This is a genomic window from Myxococcus sp. CA039A (genome assembly GCF_013336645.1).
Classification (GTDB): Bacteria; Myxococcota; Myxococcia; order Myxococcales; family Myxococcaceae; genus Myxococcus; species Myxococcus llanfairpwllgwyngyllgogerychwyrndrobwllllantysiliogogogochensis.
The window spans coordinates 20,576-44,356 of record NZ_JABUMQ010000011.1 but is presented as its reverse complement, the minus strand read 5'-3'; the positions used below and the strand labels follow the sequence as shown (position 1 = coordinate 44,356).

10 protein-coding genes (1 of these 10 running past the window's edge) are annotated in these 23,781 nt (G+C 70.0%); 3 read left to right on the top strand and 7 right to left on the bottom strand.

Annotation, left to right across the window (positions count from 1 at the left end; genetic code table 11):
* Positions 1–230: 230 nt before the first annotated feature.
* Together HR086_RS03080 and HR086_RS03075 are read right to left on the bottom strand one after the other, a co-directional pair.
* Complete coding sequence (locus HR086_RS03080) at positions 231–614, bottom strand: helix-turn-helix domain-containing protein (protein WP_174464822.1); 384 nt, start codon at positions 612–614, stop codon at positions 231–233.
* A gap of 56 nt (positions 615–670) precedes the next feature.
* On the bottom strand, positions 671–1,978 hold the full coding sequence (locus tag HR086_RS03075) for a polysaccharide deacetylase family protein (protein WP_174464821.1): 1,308 nt from the start codon (positions 1,976–1,978) through the stop codon (positions 671–673).
* A gap of 135 nt (positions 1,979–2,113) precedes the next feature.
* Between HR086_RS03075 and HR086_RS49140 the strand changes: the two genes are divergently transcribed.
* Together HR086_RS49140 and HR086_RS03065 are read left to right on the top strand one after the other, a co-directional pair.
* Complete coding sequence (locus HR086_RS49140; protein ID WP_174455393.1) at positions 2,114–2,860, top strand: galactosyltransferase-related protein; 747 nt, start codon at positions 2,114–2,116, stop codon at positions 2,858–2,860.
* Positions 2,861–2,875: 15 nt separating this feature from the next.
* Positions 2,876–3,703: a glycosyltransferase family 2 protein gene (locus tag HR086_RS03065; protein WP_174464820.1), complete on the top strand. Its 828-nt coding sequence runs from the start codon at positions 2,876–2,878 to the stop codon at positions 3,701–3,703.
* A 171-nt stretch (positions 3,704–3,874) separates the two neighbouring features.
* On the opposite strand, the gene HR086_RS03060 is transcribed toward HR086_RS03065, so the two are convergent.
* The 3 genes from HR086_RS03060 to HR086_RS03050 all read right to left on the bottom strand — a co-directional run bounded on the left by HR086_RS03060 (position 3,875) and on the right by HR086_RS03050 (position 6,671).
* Entirely contained in the window at positions 3,875–4,804 is a 930-nt protein-coding gene (locus HR086_RS03060) for a biosynthetic peptidoglycan transglycosylase (protein WP_174464819.1), read from the bottom strand.
* A 95-nt stretch (positions 4,805–4,899) separates the two neighbouring features.
* A complete protein-coding gene (locus HR086_RS03055) occupies positions 4,900–5,652 on the bottom strand; it encodes a sulfotransferase domain-containing protein (protein WP_174464818.1) in 753 nt (250 codons plus the stop codon).
* 275 nt (positions 5,653–5,927) lie between these two features.
* Positions 5,928–6,671, bottom strand: coding sequence for an aspartate/glutamate racemase family protein (locus HR086_RS03050; RefSeq protein ID WP_174464817.1), 744 nt, complete (start codon positions 6,669–6,671; stop codon positions 5,928–5,930).
* Positions 6,672–6,814: 143 nt separating this feature from the next.
* Between HR086_RS03050 and HR086_RS03045 the strand changes: the two genes are divergently transcribed.
* Positions 6,815–8,122, top strand: a complete 1,308-nt coding sequence (locus HR086_RS03045) for a nucleotide disphospho-sugar-binding domain-containing protein (RefSeq protein WP_174464816.1) — start codon at positions 6,815–6,817, stop codon at positions 8,120–8,122.
* A gap of 56 nt (positions 8,123–8,178) precedes the next feature.
* Here HR086_RS03045 and HR086_RS03040 read toward each other — a convergent pair whose 3' ends face one another.
* Entirely contained in the window at positions 8,179–20,457 is a 12,279-nt protein-coding gene (locus HR086_RS03040; RefSeq protein WP_174464815.1) for a non-ribosomal peptide synthetase/type I polyketide synthase, read from the bottom strand.
* Positions 20,450–23,781, bottom strand: the end of a protein-coding gene (locus HR086_RS03035; RefSeq protein WP_174464814.1) for a non-ribosomal peptide synthase/polyketide synthase. It continues 14,674 nt past the right edge of the window; 3,332 of the gene's 18,006 nt are visible here — the last part of the coding sequence; its start codon lies beyond the right edge, outside the window; its stop codon occupies positions 20,450–20,452. Before HR086_RS03035 ends, HR086_RS03040 begins: the two co-directional genes overlap by 8 nt.

The following is a 23,781-nucleotide window of genomic DNA, read 5'->3' as shown; positions in this document are numbered from 1 at the left end:
TCCTGACGACAGGGCGGTACGGACCGGGCTGTTCGGGAGAACGGTCGTTCCGCGCGACACGTGCCGCGCATGCACCCTACGAGCGTGGGCTCCCCCCGGTAACGCCGCTCGATGAATCTGCGGCAGGATAGTCGACGCTCCCCAGCGCGCGCGACCCATCCGGACGCCCCCGGGACCGCGTGTCACTGTTCGCCAAGCTAAGGTAGAGGGGCACTGCCCTGCATTCAGCTCTACGACGAAGATTCCCGGATGAATCTCTCTAGGGCTTGAGTCTCCACCCGCACCGCATTGGAGATGCGGACGTGGGGCAGCTCGACTCGCACGCATAGCCGGTACACGGTGGCCCGGCAGACCCCCAGCCGCTCCGCGACCTCCCGGACGGTCAGCAGTCGGCCAGAACCCGAGGTCGCCGGCACCGCCGGGGCGGGGCTCAGCAGCAAGCTAGCAGCAAAAATCTTGGTGTCCCGGGGTACTGGATGGGACGGCTGGACAATCCCGGGCCAATAAATCCGAGTATTTACGAAGGGTTGTGAAGGGCTGATAACCACTGGACGGCCCCCGGGGTTCCTTGGGGTGCAAGTGGTCGCAGGTTCAAATCCTGTCGCCCCGACCATCGAAGGCCCTTGACTCCTAGGCGAAAGCCGAGAAGTCCAGGGCCTTCACCTTTTTGTCACGGCTTCGACGCCGCAGTGGCGTCCCAACTCGGAATCTTCTTCTCGGCGAGCTCGCGGAAGGAGGGGAACTCCACTTCCTGACAGTGGCGGGCCCCCGTCTCATCCCGACAGCCCGCAGCGGCGTAGGTGAGCGTCTTCTGCATGGCGCGCCAGTAGTCGCCGCCCCGGAACAGCGCGAAGTGGTGGCCCATGTTCCACGGCACCCGCCCGAAGTCCTCGTAGGCCGCGTGGAGGGCCTTCTGGTAGTCCTCCTCCATCTGCGCTCCCGTGCCCCCCTTCGAGTTGTATGCGTCGTCCATCGAGTACGTGAGCGCGCCCTTCATCCACATCAGCGGGAACTGAACCATTCCCAGTCCGGGCTCCTTCGTCATGCGCCTGGGCGGGCCGAGCTTCCAACTCGGGCTGCTGTCGTACGCGTAGCCGCGCGCGGACAGCACCCGGTAGAGGGCTGAGTTGAAGTGCAGGAAGGGCGCGCGGAACCCCACCACCCGGTACGGCCGGAGGTTGTCTCGCTGGGGCTTCCCCTCCGCGTCGAACAGCACCTTGCCTTCATGTTCGACGGGGAAGGCCGGAGGGGGAATGCATACGTCCGTCGCCGTCGTCCACGTCGGGCTCCCGCAAACCAATCCCGCCACGCAGGGTGTATTGGCATTGCAGGTCGTGCTGCACACGCCCACGTCCTCGGTCAGGTGCAGGCACGTACTGCCCTGGCAGTCCGTGTCGGCGCCGCACCGCGCACCCGGCTGTCCCGCAGCCGCCGTCTTCAAGGGCTCCCACTTCGGGAACACCGCCTTGCCCTTCGCATCGACGACGGGCTCGAAGAGGTTCGCCTCCACCAGCGCGTGGAACTCGTCGATCTCCTTGCTCCAGGCGTCGTCAGTCCACGTCTGCCCGGACGCGTGGCGGACCGTGTGGTTCGCGACCTCGTGCCCTTCGTTCAGGGCCTGCTGGGTGAGGGCCCACCGCACGCGGGCCTCTTCAGCCGTCGTCGGGACGTCGAGAGGATCAATCGCCACACCCTGCACGGTGGGGTCGTAGTACGCGGTGTTGATGAAGTAGGTGTAGTGGAGCGGCTTGCCCGTCTCCCGCTCCAGCTTCCGGGCGAACCCCAACGTGTCGAGCCACATCGCGAAGCGCTTGCTCCCGTCGAATGAGGCGGTGACTTGCAGCGGGTGCGCGCCGAAGTCCGTCTCCATCGGCTCCCCGAAGGGGGCATCGCGCTTCTTGCAGGATGCCGCCACGCAGACGAGGACGGCGAGGAGTGACATCCGCGTGAGGCGCGAGCGGACAGGGGCGACAAGCATGGGGGCGTGCTCCAGGGCAGAAGCCGGGAAGCGCGTAGATTAAGTCAAAGCCGTGAACACGGCTATTCAGGAAAATGTATCATTCGGTCCTCGCCAGGCGGTCCGGGGCTTCCGGGCACGAAGTGGAGGGAACGGGTGAATCTCAGTGTCGTCATGCCGTACTTCAAGCGCATCCGGGAGTTTCAGAGGGTGCTGCTGCTGAACGCGCCGTACTTCGCCCGGCCAGGCACCGAGGTGGTCATCGTCCTCGACGAGCCGAGCGAAGAAGGGGAGGTGATGCGCCTCGTCCGCGACTTCCCCTCCATCCGGTGGCGCATCATCGTCAACGATTTCGACCACCCCTGGCGGCCGCCGTGTCGCGCCATCAACGTGGGGGTGCGCAATGCCATCGGCGAGCACGTGCTCGTCATGTCGCCCGAGTCCGCCTTCGTCACCGACGTGCCCGCCATCGCGCTCGCGCATATCGCGGCCAACCCCGGTACGGCGGCGCTCGGCCACGTCGCCTTCGCGACGTTCGACCAGGTGGAGTCCGCCGGAGGTTCTCTCGCGACGGCGTTCACGGAACCCGTGACGATCTACGGCTCCATCTGCGTGGCCCGCGAGCGCCTGAATGCCATCCATGGCTACGACGAGAGCTTCGACCAGTGGGGCGGTGACGACGACAACCTGCGCGTGCGCCTCATGATGACGGACACGTACCTCTTTCCGCTCGAGGACATGCGCATCCTCCACCTGTCCCTCGAGCCCCGGCAGGTGCGGCAGGCCAGCGCGATGCCTTCACCCGAGTACACGCAGCGCATCTTCAGCCCCTCGTCGGCGCAGGCGAACCCCGAGGGCTGGGGTGAGAGCTTCAAGCGCATCGCCTTCGACTGGCGGCGATAGGAGATGGGACACCCCATGCTCGTGGCGGTCCTGCAGCTTCGAAACGAGGCGTACTACCTGCGCGGGTGCCTGGACCACCTGCGCGACCATGTGGATGCCTTTGTCGCGCTGGACGACGGGTCGACGGATGAAACGCGCGCCATCCTCGCCGCTGAGCCCAAGATGGCCGACGTGCTCACCAACCCGCCGCGTCCCGACGAGGTGGGCTGGGATGAGCCCGGTAACCGCTCCCGACTGCTGCGGCGGGCGAAGGAGCTGGGCGCCCGGTGGGTGCTCTGCGGTGACGCCGACGAGCGCTTCGAGCAGGGCTTTCTCGCGCGGCTGCCGGAGTACCTCCTCAAGGCGGAAAAGCAGAACCGGCCCCTCGTGGCGATGCGCTACCGGGAGCTGTGGGACGGCGTCGCGCAGTACCGCGCCGATGGCCTCTGGGGCCGGAAGACCCGCTGCTGCGCCTTTCCTCTTCCTGATACGATGACCTTCGGCGGCCGGCGCCATACGAAGTTTCATGGCGTGTGGTACCCCGAGCAACTCGTGGGGGCCCGGCACCTGATGTTGGACCACGGCCTGTATCACCTGCGCATGGTCAAGCCGGAGGACCGCATCGCGCGGAGAGACCGCTATGTCCGGTTGGATCCGGAATCGCGCTTTCAGCGCGTCGGGTACGACTACCTCACCGAGACGCGGGGCGTGAAGCTCAAGCCCATCCCTCCAGGCCGGGAGTATGCGTTCCACACGCTCCCCGAGGATCTCCGGCAACAGGTGCCCGCCGCGTACCTGGACGGAAGGCCGGCCCCATCCGCGAGCGGGCTCACCGGTTGGCTGCGCCGGCTCTTTTCCTCGTAACTCCTCATTCCTGGACGGAAGGCCGGCTCCATCCGCCAGCGGGCTCACCGGTTGGTTGCACCGGCTGTTCTCCTCGTAACTCCTCCGTCAGGGCAGGCCAGCCCCAGCCCCTGTCGGTGAAGGCCTGCTCTCGCGGATGAGGGCGTGCCCTGCGCGGGCGCCCGTTGCCTCTCAGAACTTCGGGACGGGGTTGGGGCCCGTGTAGTAGCCGAGCTCGCTGCGATAGCCGCAGGACTCCTCCAGCATCCGCTCCTCGGGAATCTCCTCGGTGACGACACGGAATGGCACGGGGGGCGGCTGCACGTCGGCGGGAGTGGGGAGCCGCAGCGCTTCCTGCAGCGGGACTCCCTTCTCGAGGGCCTGGAACAGGACCTGATGGCGGAGGACCAGTGACTGGTACTGCTCCGGGCCGAGCAGGCCGGAGATGAACATGCGCCACAGGACGGAGGCCTGCTTCTTTCGTGCTCGCTCGCGATTCGGTCCCTCCAGGGGCTGCCGCGGCGCGGGCGCGATGGCCGCCAGGAGCGTGCCCTCGAAGGCGTCGAGCTGCGCGGGCTGCTTCTGGAAGTAGTACTGGCTGGCCTGTCCCACGCCCCAGACACCGGGGCCCAGCTCCATGATGTTCAGGTAGAGCTGCAGGATGCGCTGCTTGGGCACCTCGCGCTCCAGGTCGCGGGTGAGGAGGATCTCCCGCAGCTTCCGCTCGAAGGTCTGCTCGGGTCCGAGGAAGAGGTTGCGCGCGAGCTGCATGGTGATGGTGCTGTGCCCGACGACCCGGCCGTTCAAGCGGCCGTGTATGGCCAGCAACGTCTGCCGGTAGTTGAAGCCCCGATGCTGGAAGAAGATGGTGTCCTCCGCTTTCACCACTCCGCACACCAGCGCGTTGGACATCGAGGAGAGGGGAAGCCAGGTCACCGCGAAGTTCTCGGGGAGCTGTCCCTCGGAGATGGCCAGTCGCATGTAGTTGGTGCGCTCCGGGTTCTCCTCGCCCAGCCGGCTCACGGAGGGCAGCTGATGCGACACCCAGGTGACGTACAGCGCGAAGGGAATGCCCACGATGGCGAGCAGCACCAATGTCCCGCGCGCGAGGCGCCGGAACACGCCGCGCCGCTTGGGCTTGGGGGAAACGGACCGGTCAGGGGCGCTACGGGGGCTCTGAGACATGATGCTGGCAACCCTATTCTCGTGGTCAGCTGTCAGACTTCGTTGCCGGTGATGCCAAGCGTGCGGAACAGCGGGGCCAGCGTCCTCTCGAGCAGGGCCTGCTGCCCGGCATCGAGCGCGTCGCGGCCGCTCCCCACCTTGCCCTCGCGGATGAATCCCTCCGCGCTCAAGCCTCCTGGCATGGGCGGCGCGAAGCGGGCGTTGTGCCGCTTCATGTACTCGAAGCTCGTCTTCTCCAGGATGTCCGGCAGTCGCTCTGGAGGAAGTGGAAGCGCGAGGAACGTCGCGACGCGCCGCACTTCCCGCTCGCGGTCTCTCACGAGATCCTCGTAGCGCACGTGCAGGACGTTGGGCGCCCGGCTGTGCGGCCACCAGGACCTGAGGTGGGACGACCACCCGCGGTTCTTCATCTCCCGCTGGAAGAACTGATCGAAGTCCAGATGCGCGCCATGGGCTCTGCACACGTGGTGGTAGTAGGACACCAGGGTGTCGGACGCCGCACGCGTGACGTAGATGACTCGGCTGTTGGCGGGAGGCCTCAGCAAGCCATGGCTCAGGTGCGTCTTGAAGATGCGGGGCGAGGGCAGTCTGGCCAGCACCTGCTCCGCCTGGGGCTTCGTCCCGAGCTGCTCCAGGAATGGGGACACCTGGAGGATGTGCTCGAACTCGCCACGCCCCTCGTGGATCAACTGGAAGACGATTTGCTGCATCCACGTCGTCCCGGCCTTGGCCGCGGTGGCGATGTAGATGTCCCCAGGGCGGGGCTTGAGCCAGACGTAACGCACGCGCAGCCACGAGCGCGCCGACCGAAGCGCCCACCGTGCGCGCATCAACCCGCCAACCAGACCCCTCATCGGGTCCGGTGCTGGCCGGGTCGGACGATTCGTGACGCCGTGCCGCTCACTCATGCTCACCCGGCCAAGCTTGCCAGAGCTGCATAGTCAGAACATCGCAATATTCAGGTGATTTCTGAATTTACTTTCTTGCCCGCTATTCGCAACGCAGTGAGCCGCGACACGGAGGTGCGGGAGGGAGTCTCCAGGCACTCGCGCCCAAGCCTCTACGCGCTGCGCTTGAGGGCGTACCGGTGCGTGACGAGCGCGGGCATGCGGTTCGCCACCAGGTAGAGCGGGTCGATGTTCCGCAGGCGCTCCTGTGGGGGGCGGGTGCGCATGTACCGGGTGACGAGGTGAAGCTCGGTGCAGCCCGCGATGAAGCCGTCCACGCCATGGGCCCGGACCAGCCGCTCGCACAGGACGGCCGCCTCCGTGACGTCGCCGTGTCGCTTGAGCCGGTAGATGGCGTCGTGGAGTTCGACCTGCTCCGCGGCGCTCGTCCAGGTCAGGTGGGGCTCCGCCGCGCGCCAGCGCTCGCTGCGCTCGAAGACGCGCGCCGCGCGGGTCCCCTGGCTGGAGAGAATCAGCCAGCGCTTCCCCTCCGCGCTCACCTCGTCGAGGGTGAGATCCACGAGCGACACGGTGAGGTCGCGCAGCGGCGCGGGGATGTGTTCGAGGAAGTGGTGCATTGTGATGCAGGCGATCACCATGCGCCGCGCTCCCATGTCCCGCAGGCGGCTCAGCGCGCCCTCGAGCCATCGCGCCACCAACGCCTCCTGGCCCTGGATGATCGCCTGGGTGCGATCCGGCACGTTCGGGTCCGACAGCAGGACGCAGGCCGGCCCCGACTGCTCCACCTCGAACGGATTCTCCTCGTAGATGGTCTTCAGGAACTCGGCCGACGCCAGGGGCCCGAGGCCCCCCACGATGCCCAGGAGCTCGCTCGGCGCCGGGACCACGTCCCACATGTTCGTCCGCGCGGCAGGCGGCAGCCCAAGGCTATCCAAGGTCTCGTCTCACCGGATGTCTAATCTTGCAGGTTTGAACAATAATCCACGAAAAACCATTCTACAATCCGTTCGATCCAGATCGACCTCCTCGAAGGATTCAGATGGCCACCATCCTCCTCGCGCCGCTGCCTGTTCCAGGCCACGTCAATCCCAGCTTGCGGATCGCGCGGTCGCTCCAGCGCGGCGGTCACCGGGTCATCTACCTGGGCATCCTGGAGATAGAGGACGAGGTGCGCGCCGAGGGGTTCGAGTTCACGCCCCTGTTCGGGGACATCTTCCCCAAGGGGAAGCTCACCGAGCTGCGAGCGACCGCGGCGCGGCTGAAGGGCCTGCGCCTGCTGTGGTTCCTGCGCACCCAGGCTCGTTGCTTCAACGAAGCGCTGCGTCGGATGGTCGAGGGGGAGGTCGATGCCCTCCTGGCCCCGCTTCGACCAGACCTCCTCATCTGCGACGAGAAGCTCCGGCACCTCGCAATCATCGGGCACGGGCTCGACGTCCCCGTCCTGCAGATGAACGTGACGATTCCCCCGGAGTTCATTCCACGCCCCGAGGGCGCCTCGCGGGGACCGGGGCGTGGCGCCGCGATGCCGGGTGAGCGACTCCTCATGGCGCTGGGGCTCTTTCCCCGCCTTCGTCCGGCCCTGCTGGCGCTGGCGCGCAAGCACCGCTACCCGCTGAAGAACATCGAGACCGTTCCGATGCTCGACCGGAGCCTCTCGCCCGAGCTGCTCCTCTGCCCCAAGGAGTTCGCCGAGGTGCGGGTGCGCAGCCCCCCCGGGGAGTATTGCTACATCGAGCCGTGCATCGACCATGAACGCCGCGAGCCCGAGTTTCCCTGGGAGCGCCTGCGCGAGGACCGACCGCTGGTCCTCTTCGCGCTCGGGACGCTCGCCGCGACCTCGAAGCACAACCTGCGCATCCTCCAGGAGGCCTTCCTCGCGGCCGCCCGCAGCCCGGACCTTCAGTTCGTCATGGTGGTGGGCTCCACGATGGAGCCCGCGATGTTCGACGTGCCGCCCGGCGTGATCGCCGTGAAGGTGGCGCCGCAGCTCGGCCTGCTTCGGAAGGCGGCGGTGATGGTCAACCATGCCGGGACGAACAGCGTGAAGGAGTGCATCGCCTTCGGCGTGCCCATGGTCTCCATTCCACTCCAGTTCGATCAGCCCGACATCGGCCGGTTGATTGAACTTCATGGGGTGGGGCGCACCATCCCACCTCCAGAGGTCACCGCCGACCGGCTGCTCGAGGCCCTCGACGACGTCCTCCAGAATCCCGCGTACAAGAAGGCCTGCGAGCAGTTGCGGGTCCACTTCGTCCAGGCCGAGAGCGCACGGGGGGCCGCGGGCCCCATCGAGGAGTTCCTCGCGCGCCGCTCTGCCTCGGTGGGTGAGCGCCGCCGCCTGGCGTAGGCCTTTCGCGCGCTCACTGCGTCCGCTCGCGGACCTGGTCGGGCTCATTCGCATCCTCACGCCGTCTCGTGCCTTCCATGGGCGAGGCCCGGGGCGTGCGTGCGTCGCGGAAGCTCGGACAGGCGCTGGTCGGGGGCCGCGACGATGAACTCGAGCAGGGCCTGGAAGTCGTCCTGCATCGCCTCGATGCTCTCGTGCTCGAACAGGTCGGCCTTGTACTCGAAGGTACCGCCCAATCCTTCCGGTGCCTCCACGACGTTCAGCTTGAGGTCCGTCAGGGACCGGGTGCGATGGAGGGGGAGAGGGGACACCGACAGCCCGGCCACGGAGGTGGCTTGTGCGCGATCCACGCGCGTGAACGAGAAGCCGACCTGCCACGGGGGCGGCATCAGCTTGACCAGTTCGGTGTGCGGAAGCCCCTGGTGCTGGAACGCCTCCAGGTACGTCGAGCGAGCCCGCCGGAGGACCTCGAGGAAGCTCGGGTCACCCGACAGGTCCGTCCGCAACACCATGTAACCGGCGAACATCCCCAGGACCTTCTCCAGTTCCATGCGCTGGCGGTTGGCGTGCGAGAAGCCGACCGCGATGTCCTCCTGCCTGGCGCAGCGCGACAGGACCACCTGGAATGCCGCGAGCATCAGCACGAACGGCGTCACGCCCTCCTTGCGGCAGAGCGCCCGGGTTGCCCTGGAGAGCTCGGGCGAGAGGTGGAACGGCTGGAGGCTGCTCACGATGCCCTCGTGCCGCTGGCGCGGGCGCCGGTAGGGAAGCGCCACCTCCAGGACTGGACTGGCGAGCTTCAGGGACCAGTAGGCGCGCAGCTGTTCCAGCGCTCCCCCGCGCAGCCAGTCGTGTTCCCAGCGGGTGACGTCGCGGTACTGCAGCGCGGGCTCGGGGAGCCGCGGCGGCAGCCCTTCACGGAGCGCGGCGTAGACCTCCGCCAGCTCGCCCATGAAGAGGGACGTGGAGACGTAGTCGGTGATCGCGTGGTGCTGGTTGAGGAGCAGGACGTGCGTGTCGGCGGTGAGGCGGAACACCCAGGCGCGGAGCAGCGGTCCCTGGGCGACGTCGAACGAGCGGTGCTGCGCCTCGTCGATACGCCGCATGAGCTCCGCCTGGCGCTGTTGCTCCGGCAGGTCGCCGAGCTCGACCACCTGGAGCCGTGCTTCCCCCTGCGAGGCAATCCGCTGCATCGGAGTGCCGTCGATGAAGGGGAAGCTCGTGCGGAGGATCTCGTGGCGCCGGACGAGCAGGTCGAAGCCTTCCCGCAGTGCTTCCGTGTCGAGCGGGCCGTCCAGGCGGAACGCCGCCGGGGAGGAGTTCGCGAGGTCCTCGGGCCCCTTCTCCTCGTCCGACCAGTAGACCTGCTGGCGCGGCGAGAGGGGCAGCACCTCGCACGGTGGCGTGGCAACGACTGGCGGGACGCGCGGCCCGGACGTGCCTCCGAGTGAGTCGATATGCGTGGCGAGCGCCGCCACGGTGGGCTTCGAGAAGAAGTCGGTCAGCGACAGCTCCAGGCCGAAGACTCCGCCCACGCGCGTGGTCACCTGGGTGGCCATGAGCGAGTGTCCGCCCAGCTCGAAGAAGTCATCGTCGACGCCCACGGACCCGCACTGGAGGACGTCGGCCCACACCTCGGCGATGAGCTCCTCGGTGGGCGTGCGGGGCGGGGTGCGCTGGCGGGTATCATCAGTGCCGGGCGCCGCCTCGGGAGCGGGGAGCGCCTTGGCGTCGACCTTTCCGTGGGGTGTCAGCGGCAGGGCCATGAGGAGCACCCACGCGGACGGCACCATGTAGTCGGGGAGCCTGTCGCGCAGGAACGCACGGAGGTCCTCGACGGCGAGCCGCGTGTCCTCCCGGGCGACGAAGTAGGCCACGAGCCGCTTGCCTCCCGCAGCGTCGGCACGGGCCACGACGACGGCCTCATGCACCCCGGGGGCCTGCCCGAGCACCGCCTCGACCTCCCCCAGCTCGACGCGGAAGCCGCGGACCTTCACCTGGTTGTCGACGCGGCCGGAGAACTCGAACTCGCCCGACGGCAGGGCGCGCACGAGATCTCCCGTCCGGTACAGCCGCTCACCGGGGGTGAGCGCGAAGGGGGACGGGATGAACCGTTCGGCGGTGAGGTCCGGGCGCTCCAGATACCCACGCGCCAGTCCCACGCCACCCACGTACAGCTCGCCGGTGCTCCCCAGGGGAACCGGTTGGAGGTGGGGGTCGAGGACGTAGAGCCGCACGTTCGGGAGCGGACGGCCGATGCTCGGCCGCTCGACCTTCACGTCAGGGCTGATGCTCGCGCACACCGTCACTTCGGTCGGGCCGTAGGCGTTGAGGAATCGCCGGCCCGGCTTCCACCGCGCGGCGAGCTCCGGCGTGCACGCATCGCCCGCGGAGATCACCACCCGCAGCGTGTCCAGCGCTCGCGGCTCCAACTGCGCGAGCACCGGCGGCGTGAGCGTCACGGTGGTGATGGCCTCCCGCTGAATCAGATCGCGCAGGGGCGCACCGGGCATCAGCTCGTCACGGAGAGGCAGATGGAGGCAGCCGCCGCCCAGCAGGGTGGCGAAGACCTCGGAGACAGACGCGTCGAAGCCGAGCGCGGCGGCCTGGAGCACCCGACTCCCGGGCGCGATGTCGAAGGCCGCCACCTGGGCCAGCGCGGTGTTGCACAGGCCCCGATGAGCGAGCAGGACGCCCTTGGGCTGGCCCGTGGAGCCCGAGGTGAAGATGACGTAGGCCAGGTTCTCCTGCGTCACGTCGACCGACGGCGCGCTCGTGGGGTGGCGGGCGATGTCCGTCCAATCCGAGTCCAGGCAGACCGGGAGCTCCGAGCGGAGAGGCAGCTCGTCGAGGACCGCGTCCTGCGTGAGCAGCACCGACACGGCGGACTCCCGCAGCAGCAGGGAGAGCCGCTCCGTGGGGTAGCCAGGATCCAATGGGACGAAGCTGCCCCCCGCCTTCAGCACGCCGAGGAGGGCCACCACCAGCTCCAGCGAACGTTCCAGGCAAACGCCGACGCGCAGCTCGGGCCCGACGCCGAGCCCACGCAGGTGGTGCGCGAGCTGGTTGGCCCGGCGGTCCAGCTCCCCGTACGTGAACGCGTGCCCCTGGAAGGACACCGCCGACGCTTCCGGTGTGCGGCGCGCCTGCTCCTCGAAAAGGTGGTGCGCGCAGCGGTCCTCCGGGAGTTCGGCGTCCGTCGCGTTCCACTCGACGAGCAGCCGGTGGCGCTCCTCGTCGGCGAGGACGGGCAGGGCGGACAGCCGCAGGTCCGGCGCGGTGACCACCGCCTCCAGCACCCGCTGGTAGGCCGCGGCCATGCGAGCGATCGTCGCCTCGTCGAAGAGGTCGGTGCTGAACTCCCACAGCCCGACGAGGCTGCCCTCGAACTCCTCCAGGACGAGCGTGAGGTCGAACTTGGACGACGCGTTCTCGAACGCCACGCCGCTCAGACTCAGGCCCGGGAGCTGGAGCTCCGTGAACGGCTGGTTCTGCAGCGCCAGCTTGACCTGGAACAGCGGCGTATGGCCCAGGCTCCGCTCGGGGTTGACCGCTCGGACGAGCTCCTCGAAGGGCAGGTCCTGGTTCGCGTACGCCTCCAGCGCCGTGTCACGCACGCGCGTCAGGAGCGCGCGGAACGTGGGGTTGCCGTCGAGCTGCCCGCGGATGACGAGCTGGTTCACGAAGAACCCGATGAGCCCCTCCAGGTCGGCATTGTTGCGGCCGGCGACGTCGGTCCCCACGGTGAGGTCTTCCTGCCCCGTGTAGCGCGAGAGCAACGCCTGGAAACCGGCCATGAGGGTCATGAACAGCGTGACCCCCTCCGTCCGGCCCAGCCGCTTCAACGCCTCCACGAGAAGCGGCGGTAGCGTGGCCCGGTAGTGGGCGCCCCGCAGGCTCTGCGCTACCGGACGCGGACGGTCCGTGGGCAGGGCCAGCACCGGCGGCACGCCCGCGAGCCGACGACGCCAGTACGCGAGCTGGGCCTCCAGCACCTCGTCCCGCAGCCAGCTCCGCTGCCAGTGCGCGAAGTCGGCGTACTGCAGCACCGGCTTCGGCAGGGGCGAAGGCTGACCCGCGACGAAGGCGACATAGAGCGCCATGAGGTCCCGGACGAGGATTCCGCGCGACCATCCGTCCGAGATGATGTGGTGCATCGCGAACACCAGCACGTGCTCCGACTCGGACAGTCGCAGCAGCGAGAGGCGCAGCAGCGGGCCTTGTGCCAGGGCGAAAGACCACCCCGTCTCCTTGGCGACGAGCCGGGCGACCAGGTCTTCGCGCTCGGGCTCGGGGAAGTCCGACAGGTCCACGCGCCCCAGCGGCACCTCGAGCTCGGCGGCGATGCGCTGCACCGGCTCCTCTCCCACGAACTCGAAGGTCGTGCGCAGGCTCTCGTGGCGTCGCACGATCTCCGCGACGCAGCGCTCGAGCACGTCGGCGTCGAGCGCCCCACGAACCCGGATGGCCCCCGAGATGTTGTAGGCCGGGTCGCCGGGCCGCAGTCGATCCACCACCCAGAGGCGCTTCTGCGCGAAGGACAACGGCAGCCCTTGCGTGCGCGGTGCGGGCACGAGCGGCGGCCTGCCCCTGGCCGACTGCCTGCTCATCGCGAGTTCGTCGATGCGCGCGGACAGCGCCTCCACGGTGGGGTGTGTGAATAGCTCACGCAATGGGACTTCGACTCCCAGGGCCACACGCACGCGCGACACGGCCTGGGTGGCCAGCAGCGAGTGCCCGCCCAGGTCGAAGAAGCTGTCGTGAATCCCCACGCGCTCCACCGACAGGAGCTGGGCCCAGAGTCCGGCGACAATCTCCTGGGTCGGTGTCCGCGGCGTCACGGAAGGAGCCCCGCTGTTGGCCCCACCGCGCCGCCGGGCGGCGGTCGCCGCGGGCATGAGCGCCGCCCGGTCCGCCTTGCCGTTCGGCGTTCGTGGCAGCACATCGAGGAGCAGGTACGCAGAGGGGAGCATCGGCTCGGGCAGCCGGGCCGCGAGGAACGTGGTGAGTTCGGTATCGCTCGGAGCCCCGGCGTCGCTGGCGACGATGCAGGCGACCAGCCGCGTCTCACCGTCCTGCTCGGGAACAGCGAGGACCACGGCCGCGCCCACTCCCGGGCAGCGCGTCAGGTTGGATTCAATCTCGCCCAGCTCCACCCGGTTTCCACGCACCTTCACCTGGTCGTCGCGCCTGCCGACGAACTCGAGCGCACCGTCAGCGCGCCAGCGCCCGTAGTCGCCCGTCGCGTAGAGGCGGGCCCCGGGCCGGTTCCCGTCCGGGTGCGGCACGAAGCGCTCGGCGGTGAGGTCGGGCCGCCCGAGGAAGCCATGCGTCACGCCGTTGCCGCCGATGTGGATGTGGCCGACGACCCCGGCGGGCACACGCTCGCCGCGGGCATCGAGCAGGACCACCTCGGCGTTGTCGATGGGCCGCCCCGCGGGCACCACGCCCACGAGGTCCTGGGGCGTGGCGATGTGGAACGTGCTCGTCAGCGTGCACTCGGTGGGGCCGTACTGGTTGACGATTCGCACGTGCGCACCGAACACCGCGCGCGCCCGCTCCACGTCCGTCGCGAGGAGCCGCTCGCCACTGCAGAGGATCAGCCGGACCGTCCCCAGCTCGCGCGGCCGGGTCCCCGCCGCCGCCAGGAGCAGCCGGAGCAGGCTGGGCACCACGCTCGGCAGCAGCGTGACGCGGTAGCGCTCGATGGCCGCGAGCAGTTCCTCGGGATCTCTCCCGCGATCGCCGTCGGCGAAGACGACGGGCGTGCCCATCAACACCGGCGCCAGCATGTCGCGCAGCGAGGCGTCGAAGGAAGCCGAGGCGAGCTGCAGCGCGACGTCACCCGGACCGGGCCGATAGGTGCGCTCCAGGTAGTCGACGTAGTTCAGGATGCCGGCGTGGTGGCCGATGATGCCCTTGGGCATGCCAGTGGAGCCGGACGTGTAGACCAGGTGCGACACGTCATCGCCCTGGAGGTCGGCCGGACGCGGCGACGCTCCCGGTGAATCGGTGAGCGACTCGACGAGGACCGCGCCTTCCCGCCACGCTTCCGGGAGTTGCTCACGCCGAGGCCCATCCGTGACGACGACTCGGGGGCGCGCGTCGCCCAGCATGTAGGCCACGCGCTCCGCCGGGTAGCCCGGATCGAGCGGCACATACGCGCCGCCCGCTTCGAGGACGCCGAGCAACGTGGCGAGCAGCTCGGGGGAGCGGGGGAGGAAGACGGCGACCGGCGTCCCTCGTCGGACCCCGTGCCGTGCCAGCTCGTGGGCCACGACATGGGCGCGGAGGGCGAGGGCGTCATAGCGCACGGTGCGCTCGCCCATGAGCGCGGCGGGCGCCGCCGGCGTGTGGTCCACCCACGCTCGGAAGCGCTCGAGGATGGACCGGGGCGAAGGTCGCTCACGCCGGCCCGACTCCAGGTGCGCGAGTTCACGCTGCTCGTCCGCGGACAGGAGCGATACGGTGTCCAGCCGCTGGTCGGGGTTGGCTGCCGCGGCCTCGAGGAACATGCGCAGGTGGCCGAGCAGGCGCCGCGCGGTGTTCGCGTCGAACAGCGCCGTGGCGTACCGCAGTGTCCCCTGCAACCCGCTGGCGGTCTCCGTGAAGGACAGGCTGAGGTCGAACCTGGCCGGCTCTTCCGGCGCGCCGACAGGGCGCAGCTTGAGACCCCCGGGCAGGGCCAGCTCTGGAACCGGCGCGTTCTGCAGGATGAGCAGGACCTGGAACAGCGGCGAGCGACTGCGGTCGCGCGGCGGCGCCAGGGCTTCCACCAGCTTGTCGAAGGGGATGTCCTGGTGGGCGTAGGCCGCCAGCGTCACCTCGCGCACCCGACCCACGAGTTCGCGGAACGTGGGGTTGCCCGACAGGCGCGTACGCAGGGCGAGCGTGTTGATGAAGAAGCCGACGATGCTCTCGAGCTCGACGCGGTTGCGCCCGGCGATGGGGGTGCCCACGACGATGTCGTCCTGCCCCGAGTGACGGGCCAGGACCGCTTGGAAGCCCGCGAGCAGGACCATGAAGAGCGTGGCGCCCTCGCGCCGGCCCAGCTCCTTCAGCCCGTCGGTGAGCTCACGAGGGAGGTCCAGCGGATGACTCGCCCCGTCGTATGACGGTGTCGCTGGCCGGGGGCGATCCGTCGGCAGCTCCAGCGCCGGCGGGGCTCCCGCGAGCCGCGTTCGCCAGTGCGCGAGCTCCGCTTCGAGCACGTCGCCCTGGAGCCGCTCCCGCTGCCAGCGGGCGAAGTCCGCGTACTGCATGGTGAGCTCGGGCAGGCGGGGCCGCCGCCCGGCCGCGAAGGCCGTGTAGAGCTCCGCCAGCTCACGGATGAGCAGGCCGAGTGACCACGCGTCGAAGATGCTGTGGTGCACCGTGAGGGTGACGACGTGCTCGCGCGCGGCCAGCTTGATGAGTCGGGCGCGCAGGAGCGGTCCCTTCTCCAGGTCGAAGGGCCGGCGTCCCTCTTCCTCCGCGACGCGGCGTGCCTCGTCCGCGCGCGTGTCGTCGGAGCGATCGCGCAGGTCGGTGACGGGTACCTCCAGGTCGAGCCGGCGGGCGATCACCTGGACGACCTGGTCCCCCTCCTCGACGAAGGTGGTCCTGAGCGCCTCGTGGCGAGCCGCCAGTGCATCGAGGCTCCGCCCCAGGGCGCCCACGTCGAGGTCACCGTCACACTGGAGCGCCGTGTGGATGTTGTAGACGGACGTGCCCGGCTCCAGGCGCTCCCAGAACCAGAGGCGCTGCTGGGCGAAGGACAGTGGGGCGCGGGACGGTGTGGCGCTCGCTGTCGTGGGCGCGGGATCTGGGCGCGTCTCGGGCCCGCTCCGGCTTTGGGTGATCGCCTCCGCGAGGCCGGCGACCGTCGGGGTCTCGAACAACGTCCGGATCGGCAGCTCGACCCGGTAGGTCTCTCGCAGGCGCGACAGCAACTGCGTCCCGAGCAGCGAGTGCCCACCGAGATCGAAGAAGCTGTCGTGGCGGCCCACCGGGGTCACGCCGAGGAGCTCCTGCCACATCGCCGCCAGCTCCTGTTCCAATGCGTCGCGAGGGGCCACGTAGCCGGTCGCGAGCTGGGGGCGCGCATGCGACGACACCGCGCTCGCCGCGTCCCCACGCGCCGCCACCGGCTGGACCCAGGTGGCCAACCGCGCGGAGAGGTCTCCGGTTGATACGACCCAGCGCGGAACGTCGCCGCGGAGCACGCTCCGGAACGCGGCGACGCCCTCGGCCATCGTGAGCGCCAGCATCCCCTCGTCGAGCGTCTCCTCGTCGCCCCAGCCATCCCAGTCCACGCTGAGCCAGGGCGTGGACTCGCTCCGGTTCTGGCGGGCAGCGAAGGCGTCCATGAACAGGTTTGCCGCCGCATAGGCCGCGAACCCGATTCCCCCCAGCACCGCCGCCAGGGAGGATTGCAGCAGCACGAAGTCCAGCGCGCGGCCCCGCAGCGCGCGTTCGAGCGCCAGGACTCCGCGCACCTTCGCGTCGAATTGCTCCGCATGCCGCGCGTCACCAGGGTCCAGGACCGGGACGTGGGCCCGCTCACCCAGGCTTCCCGCCGAGTGGATCACCCCGTGGAGGGCTCCGAAGCGCGCCTCGGTTCGCGCGAGGACCTCCGCGACTTCCTCCGGGCGGGAGATGTCCGCGCGGAGCACAAGGACTTCGCCACCGCGCTGCTCGATGACGAGCAGTTGGCGGATGCGCCGCGATGTTTCGTCGTTCGAGCCATGGGAAGCCAGCCACGCCTCCCACGCTTCGCGCGCGGGAAACGCTGACCTGCCCACGAACACCAACCGCGCCTGGAACGACGTCGCGAGTTCCTCGGCCAGCGTCAGTCCGATGCGCCCGAGCCCACCCGTGATGAGGTAGACACCGCGCTCACGCAGCCGGCCCTGTCCCCCCTCTGGCGGGCGCGCGCGCTCGTAGGTCTCCGCCCAGCGGCGTCCACCCCGGTACGCGATGACCGGCTCGGCCGTTTCCACGCGGAGCTCGTCCACCAGCAGGCGCGTGAGCCGCTCTCCACCCACCTCCGTCGGGGCGACGTCGATTGTGCGCACGTGCAGGGCGGGGGACAGCTCCTGCGGCAGGACCTTGCATGCCCCCACGAGGAGCGCGCTCGCCGGACACAGGGACTCCTCTCCCGTGACGTCCTGGGCTCCGGCGGTGACCACGATGAGTTCGACAGCCGGCGCTGCCTTCCGCGTGTGCAGTGCGCTCGCCAGATGGAGCAGGTCGTGGAACCCGTTCACCGCCCGGTCCACCGAGGACGCCTCGTCCAGCGAGGCCCCGGCGACGCTCCCCAGGTGGACGACCCGCTCTGGCTTCCAGCCTTCCGCGTCGAGCTCCGCGAGCAGGCGCGTGTAGCCCTCCGGCTGCCCCTCGGCCACCGTGAAGCGGCGAGGTCCCTGGCGGCCGTAGGCGTCCGTCGTGGCCACCCTCACGACGTCCCCGCCCGTGGCCTCCAGGCGGTCGGCCAGCGCGGGACCGAGACGCTCATCGAGCATCACCAGCCAGCGTGTCGCCGCCATGCTCAAGCCGGGCCACACCGCGTGCTTCCAGCCCGGGACGTAGAACCAGTCGGCCAGCGAGCCCTGATTGCGCACGAACCCCGGTCCTGCCACCGCCCGCGCCTGGGTGAGCCCGGCACCCGCGCGCGGTTCAATCCAGTAGCGCTCGCGCTGGAACGGGTAGGTGGGCAGGGGCAGCCGGCGACGGTGCTCCACGGGCTGGAGCCCGTTCAAGTCGAGCGCGGCGCCGGCGAGCCACAGCTGGCCCACCGTCTCCAACAGTCGCGTCCGATCGGAGACAGACTCACGCGGGTGCCGCAGAGAGGACAGGATGGTGCTCGGCCCTGGCGACCGTCCCGCCTGCCGCACCAGCGCGCCGAGCGTCGTGCCAGGACCGACCTCCAGGAACACGTTCGCCGTGTCCTCGAGCAGCAGCTTCGCTCCGTCGGCGAAGCGCACGGCCTGGCGCAGGTGCTCCACCCAGTAGCCCGGGTCCGTGGCCTCCTTCTCGGTGATCCAGGCGCCGGTCAGGTTGGAGACGTAGGGACGGCGAGGCCGCGACAGCCGCACACCCCGGACCTTCGCGGCGAAGGCCTCCAGGATGGGGTCCATCATCGCCGAGTGGAAGGCGTGCGACGTGTGCAGCCGGCGGAACTCGACCTTCCGCCGGGTGAGCACCGCCTCCAGCGCCTGCACCATCTCCGTGGGGCCCGAGGCCACGCAGAGCGCGGGCCCGTTGACCGCGGCGAGCGACAGCGCGGGGCCGAGCAGGGGCCGCAGCTCGGCCTCGGGGAGCGCGACCGAGAGCATCGCGCCCGAGGGGAGCGACTGCATGAGCTGGCCGCGCGCCGTCACCAACGCGAGCGCGTCGTCGAGCGTCAGCACTCCCGCGATGCACGCGGCGACGTACTCGCCAATGCTGTGACCGAGCATCGCCTGCGGCGTCACGCCCAGCGACTTCCACAGCTTCGCCAGGGCGTACTCGATGACGAAGAGCGCGGGCTGGGTCACCGCCGTCTGGGTGAGCCGCGCCTCCGCGGCCGAGGGGTCCACGTCGGACGGTGGGAACAGCACCTCGCGCAGGTCGAAGCCGAGCAGGGACTTCAGGCGGGTGCAGCAGTCATCCACATGCTTGCGAAAGACGGGCTCCGACGCGTGTAACTCCTGCCCCATGCCCACGTACTGCGCACCCTGGCCGGGGAACAGGAAGACGATAGGGCTCGTGGAGTCCTCCTGGAGGGTGGTCCGCAGGCGCTGGGGGTCTCTCGCCTCCAGCGCGGCGCGAGCATCCTCCGCGTCACGGCAGACCAGGACACGGCGGTGCGAGAACCGCTGGCGCCCCACCTGCAGTGTGTGCGCCACCTGGGCGAACTCGGCCTCCGGGTGCTGCGACAGCCAGGTCTGGAGGTTCGAGGTGGCGGCCTCCAGCGCGGGCGCGGTGCGCGCCGACAGCGTGAGCAACTGCCACGGGCGGCTGGAGGACGTCGAGGAAGGCCTCGCGGGTGCCTCCTCCAGGATGACGTGCGCGTTCGTCCCGCCAATGCCGAACGAACTCACGCCGGCCCGGCGCGGCGTGCCGTCGCTCTCCCACGGTCGCAGCGTGTCGTTGACGAAGAACGGGCTGCTCGCCAGGTCGAGCTTCGGGTTGGGCTGCTCGAAGTGGAGGGAGGGCGGGATCTCCCGGTGCTGAAGGGCGAGGACCGTCTTGATGAGCCCCGCGACGCCAGCAGCGGCATCGAGGTGCCCGATGTTGGTCTTGACCGAGCCGAGCGCACAGCGCGCCCGCGCGCCCTGCGAGAGCCGGGCGCGGAACGCCTTGGTGAGCGCGGTGACCTCGATGGGGTCACCCAGGGGCGTGGCCGTCCCGTGGGCCTCCACGTACGTCACGCTCTCCGAGGGGACGCCCGCGATGCCCAGGGCCTCGGAGACGACCGCGGTCTGCCCCTCGATGCTCGGGGCGGTGTAGCCCAGCCGTGCCTCGCCGTCGTTGTTGACCGACGAACCACGGATGACCGCGAGGATGGGGTTACCGTCCGCGAGAGCGTCCGCGAGGCGCTTGAGGACCACGACTCCCGCCCCCGAGCCGCGCACCGTGCCGGCGGCCTTCGCGTCGAAGGTCCTGCAGTGCGCGTCCGGTGAGACGACGCCGCCTTCCTGGTAGGCGTAACCGGTCCGCTGGGGCAGGGCGATGGACACGCCACCCGCCAGCGCGAGGTCCGACTCTCCCGTCAGCAGGCTCTGACACGCGAGGTGGATCGCCACGAGCGAGGACGAGCAGGCCGTCTGCACCGCGATGCTCGCGCCGCGCAGCCCCAGCTTGTGGGAGATGCGTGGCGGGAGGAAGTCCTTGTCGTTGCTGATGGTGACCTGGAAGGTCCCCATTCCCTGGAGGACGTCCGGGCGGGAGAGCAGGTTGCTGTAGAGGTACGAAGACGCGCCCGCGCCGCCGAAGACGGAGATCTGCCCTCGGTATGCCCGGCTCGCGTACCCGGCGCGCTCGAGCGCCTCCCAGCAGCACTCCAGAAAGACGCGGTGCTGCGGATCGAGCACCTCCGCGTCGCGCGGGCTGAAGTCGAAGAACCCCGCGTCGAAGCGGTCCACGTCGTCGAGCACGAAGCCCGCGCGGACGTAACCGGGCTGGTGGATGCGGGCCGGGTCGGCGCCGTCGGCCAACAGCTCCTCGTCGGTGAAGACCGTGCGTGCCTCGACGCCACGGCGCAGGTTGTCCCAGAACTGCTCGAGCGTCGCGGCCTGGGGGAAGCGGCCGGACATGGCGATGATCGCCACGCCCTCCGGAGACGGCTCGGACCGCTCCATGTCGTCACTCATGGGAATCCTCCGGATTGCCGTCCGAGTCGGCCTGGGTGGGGCCGGCGCGTCCTCGCCTCCGGGCCTGCTGCCGCTCGAGCAGGGCCCTTCGGGAATCGAAGCGTTCCTCTTCGGCGGCGGTGTCCACGGGCGTGGCCGCGGCCTCGGCGACACGGCGCAGGTGCGCGGCGAGCGCGCTCACGCTCTGGTGCTGGAAGAGCTCGACGAGCGGGAACTCCACGCCCAGCGCGCTCTGGAGCTTGCCGTGGATCTGCACGAGCGAGAGCGAGTTGCCGCCCAGGTCGAAGAACCCGTCGTGCAGGCCCACCCGAGGCACGTTGAGGACCTCCTGCCAGATTCCCGCCACGGTGCGCTCGACGTCGCTCCGCGGCGCTTCGTATGTGGCCGCCGAGCCCAGGTGCCGAGCGTCGGGCGGCGGCAGCGCCTTGCGGTCGAGCTTGCCGCTCGACGACAGGGGCAGGGTGTCCAGCACCACGAAGGTGGCGGGGACCATGTACAGCGGCAGCCGCTCGGTGAGATAGCCGCGCAGCCCCGGCACCTCGAGGCCCGGCCCGTCGCCGGTGACGTACGCAACCAGTCGGCGGGTGCCGCCTTCATCCCGCGCCACGACAGCGGCATCCCTCACCGCCGGGTGCTCGCGCAGGACAGCCTCCAGCTCTCCGAGTTCGATGCGGAAGCCGCGCAGCTTCACCTGTCCGTCGGCGCGCCCGACGTATTCGAGTTCGCCGTCCGCGCACCATCGGACGACGTCGCCCGTGCGGTACAGGCGCGCGCCCGGCACCGTGCCGAAGGGGTCCGGCACGAAGCGCTCCGCCGTCAGGTCCGGCCGGCCCGTGTAGCCGCGCGCCACGCCCGGTCCGCCGACGTACAGCTCGCCAGCCACGCCGACCGGGGCGGGGACGAGGCGCGCATCCAGCACGTACACCCGCACGTTGGGGAAGGGCCGGCCGAGGGTGGGACGCTCGGGGTCCACCGCGCCGTTGATGGACGCGCAGATGGTCACCTCGGTGGGACCGTAGGCGTTGAGCAGCCGTCTGCCACGGCTCCACCGGCGGGCCACGTCCGGCGTGCAGGCCTCACCCGCGGAGATCACCGTCTCCAAGGCGGGTAACCCCTCCGGCTCGAGCTGCGCCAGCACCGACGGCGTCAGGGTGACCGCGGTGATGGCGTTGTCCGTCAGCACGGCCCGCAGCGGGGGCCCCGGCAGCAGCGCTTCGCGCGGCGCCAGGCACAGCGTGGCTCCCGCCAGCAGCGTGGCGAAGATCTCGCACACCGACGCATCGAAGCTCGTCGCCGCGAACTGGAGGACGCGACTGCCCGGATGGAAGCCATGCTCCTTCACCGCCGCGAGCGCCGTGTTGCTCAGGCCGCGGTGCGTGAGCAGCGTCCCCTTGGGCCGCCCCGTCGAGCCCGACGTGTAGATGACGTACGCCAGGTTGTCGGCGTCGACGGCGACGTCCGGTGGCGTCTCCGGTGCGCCTTCGCCCACGCCCGGCTCGAGCACGTGCACCGTCACGCCCGGCGCGGCCACGCCGTCCGCCAGATGCCGTTGCACCAGCAGCACCCGGACGCCGCTGTCGGCGAGCATGAACGCCAGACGCTCACGCGGGTATCCCGGGTCGAGCGGCACGTACGCGCCACCCGCCTTGAGCACCGCGAGGATGCCCACCACCAGCTCCACCGAGCGATCCACGCACAGGCCCACCTGCACCTCGGGACCCACGCCCAGCGCCCTCATCCGGTGCGCCAACTGGTTGGCCCTCCGCTCCAGCTCGCGATAGGTCACCCGTTGGTCCTGGAACGTCACCGCGAGCGCATCCGGCGTTCGTGCCGACTGGGCCGCGACCAGCTCGTGCGCGCACCCCGACGGAAGCACCGCCTCCGTGGCGTTCCAGTCCACCAGCACATGGCGGCGCTCCACGTCGGACAGCAGGGGCACTCGGGAGGGCTGGCGGTCGACGTCCTCCAGCACCGCCTGGAGCAGGCCGACGAGGTGTACCTCCATCCGGCGGATGGTCGCCCCGTCGAACAGCCGAGTGTTGTACTCGATGGCCCCGGTCAGCGCGCCGTCCTCCTCCATGAGCGTCAGGATGAGCTCGAAGCGCGCGGTGGGCAGGTCCGGCTCGAGCGGTGTCACCTTCAGCTCCGGCAATGCCAGCGCCGGCACCGCCGTGTTCTGCAGCGCGAACATGACCTGGAACAGGGGCGAGCGGCTGAGGTCGCGCTCGGGCTGGAGCGCCTCGACGACCTTCTCGAAGGGCACGTCCTGGTGGGCATACGCCCCCAGCGTTCCGTTCCGCACGCGGGCGAGCAGCTCGCGGAAGCTCGGGTCGCCCGCGAGGCTGGTGCGCAGCACCAGCGTGTTGACGAAGAAGCCGACGAGCTGCTCGGTCTCCTCGCGGGTACGTCCCGCGATGGGTGAGCCCACGCAGATGTCGTCCTGCCCGGAGTAGCGGCTCAGCAGTGACTGGAAGGCCGCGAGGAGCGTCATGAAGGGCGTGACACCCTCCTGGCGGCTCACCGCCTTCACGCGTGCGGACAGCTCGGGTGACCAGCGGATGCGGTGGCTCGCGCCGCTGTAGGTCTGCACCGGGGGCCGCGCGCGGTCCGTGGGCAGGTCCAGCGCACGGGGCGCCCCGGCGAGCTGGTCCTTCCAGTAGCCGAGTTGCGCCGTCAGCACTTCGCCTTCCAGCCACTGGCGCTGCCAGATCGCGTAGTCCACGTACTGGATCGGCAGCGGTGCCAGGGGCGATGGGCGCTCCTGCCGGAAGGACTCGTAGAGGGCGGCCATCTCCCGCACGAACACGCCCACCGACCAGCCGTCCGAGATGATGTGGTGCATCGTCATCATCAGGACGTGCGTGTCCTCGGAGAGTTCGAGCAGCACGGCTCGGATGAGCGGCCCGCGCGCCAGGTCGAACGGCCGGCGCACCTCCGCCGCGCACCTGCGCAGGACGGCCTCCTCGCGCTCCTCGGGCGTGCCTTCCATCCGTATCCGCTCGAGGACCGACGGGACCTCCGAGGCCACGATCTGGTAGGGCAGCCCCTCATTCATGCCGAACGTCGTGCGCAGGCTGTCGTGGCGGCGCACCACTTCCGCGAGGCCGTGCTCCAGGGCCTCCACGTCGAGGTGCCCGCTCAGCCGCATGGCATGGGAGAGGTTGTAGAGCGCGCTGCCGGGCTCCAGCCGGTCGAGGAACCACAGGCGCTGCTGCGCGAAGGACAGGGGCAGCCGCTCCCCCCGCGGCATTCGCGTGAGCGGAGGTACCGGTGGCCCGCCTTCCTTGCGCGCCAGGGCTTCCACGCGCTCGGCCAGGTGCTCGG